Consider the following 1534-nt stretch of genomic DNA (forward strand, 5'->3'; position numbering starts at 1 on the left):
CCGCGACCGCCGCCAGCGCGAGCACCCCCAACACCGCCTGCGCCACCAGTCCCGCGGAATACAGGAAGAACGTGCCCTTCACGTCGCGTGGAAGCTGCGTGAGGCAGCTGCCGCCCAGGCCGGAGATGTTGATGGCGAAGACCCTCAGCCCCAGCGCGCGGGCGGCGGCAAAGTGGCCCAGCTCGTGCACGAGKATGAGTGCGGCGAACGCGAGGCAGTACGACAACGATTCGGCCAAGYCGGAACCGGCAAGACTCGCCACCAGGAATCCGTTGAGGGGAAGGACCGCGTCGACGAACAGCGGAACGCCGCGAATGGTGGCGATCTTCCATCGGCGCAGCAGTCCTGCCGACGCGTTCTCCTCGCCGGCGACGGGCGCGTCCTTGGGCGGCTCATGCTGCAGAACGAAGCGGACCTCGGCCCCCATCGATTTGCCACGGGCGCGTCGATGCCGGAACCAGAGCAGGAACGGCAGGTACAGCAGGAAGCCGACGGCGAGACAGGCGAAGAAGAGGATCGAGATCAGCATCATGAGCGTGCCAATGCTCGCACAGGGTCAGCAGTCTTCAGTCATCACCTCCCAGCGACACCCGGATCCCGATCCACCCCGCCCGCGGCGCGCCCGGCGCGACGAACTGCTCGCGGCGCCAATCCGCCGGCGCCTGCACCGCCCCGCTCGCATCGAACGCATTCGTGCCGAGCAGCCCGCCCGTCGCATAGCGGCGATCGAACACGTTCGACACCTTGCCGAACAGCTCCCACCCCGGCCGGAATTTCCAGCCCGTGGTCAGGTCCAGCAACGCGAATCCCGCGGTGCTGCCGCTGCCGAAGAAGTCCACGCCGTCCGCCTGGTGGGCATTGTTCTCGTTGCCTCGCACGTACTGCTTCGACTGCGCCCTCACCTGCGCGCCGACGCTCCAGCTCGGCGTGGCCTGCAGGTCCAGGCTGAGCTTCAGCGTGTGCGCCGGCAGGCCGGGCAGGTGATCGCCCTGGCGCACCTCGATCTCGTCGTCGCCGGTGCAGGCCGCGCTGGTCTCGGCGCTGCTGTTCGATTCGGAGACGAGGCAGGCCGACGAGTCGAAGGTGGCGCGCAGCCAGCTGTACGACAGCGCCCAGTTCAGCACGCCGGCCTGCTGCGACACGCCGAGCTCCACGCCCTGGCGCACGGTGCGGCCGACATTGCTGAAGTAGCCGGCCGACAGCCCGTTGCTGATGAACAGCAGGTCGTCGCGGTTCACGGTGCGGAAGACCGATGCATTCCAGCGCAGCCCCTGCGCCAGCGTGCCGCGCACACCCGCCTCCAGCGTCTGCGACACCACCTGCTTCAGGGGAGGGTCCGACTGCAGCGCATTCGGCAGCACGCAGGCATTCGCCGGGTCCGAGCAGCCCAGCTCGATCGGGCTGGGCGCGCGATTGCCCTGGCTCCAGCCGCCATAGGCCGTGAAGCGCGGCGTCACCTGCCAGGTGGCGCCGAGGGCCGGGTTGAACTTGCGGTAGCGGTCTTCGGCATCGAGATTCGTCGGCAGCCCGAGCT

Annotated in this window: 1 protein-coding gene and 1 pseudogene; both read right to left on the reverse strand. The window is 68.8% G+C overall.

Annotated features, from left to right (window positions below; all coding sequences use genetic code 11):
• Nucleotides 1–532, reverse strand: a pseudogene (locus tag AC1D01_RS34170) (hypothetical protein); the annotation flags it as partial.
• Nucleotides 533–566: 34 nt separating this feature from the next.
• On the reverse strand, nucleotides 567–1534 hold a 968-nt coding region (locus AC1D01_RS34175), incomplete at its 5' end, for a TonB-dependent receptor domain-containing protein (protein ID WP_477873900.1).

Source organism: Rhizobacter sp. P3_B12, assembly GCF_056402895.1.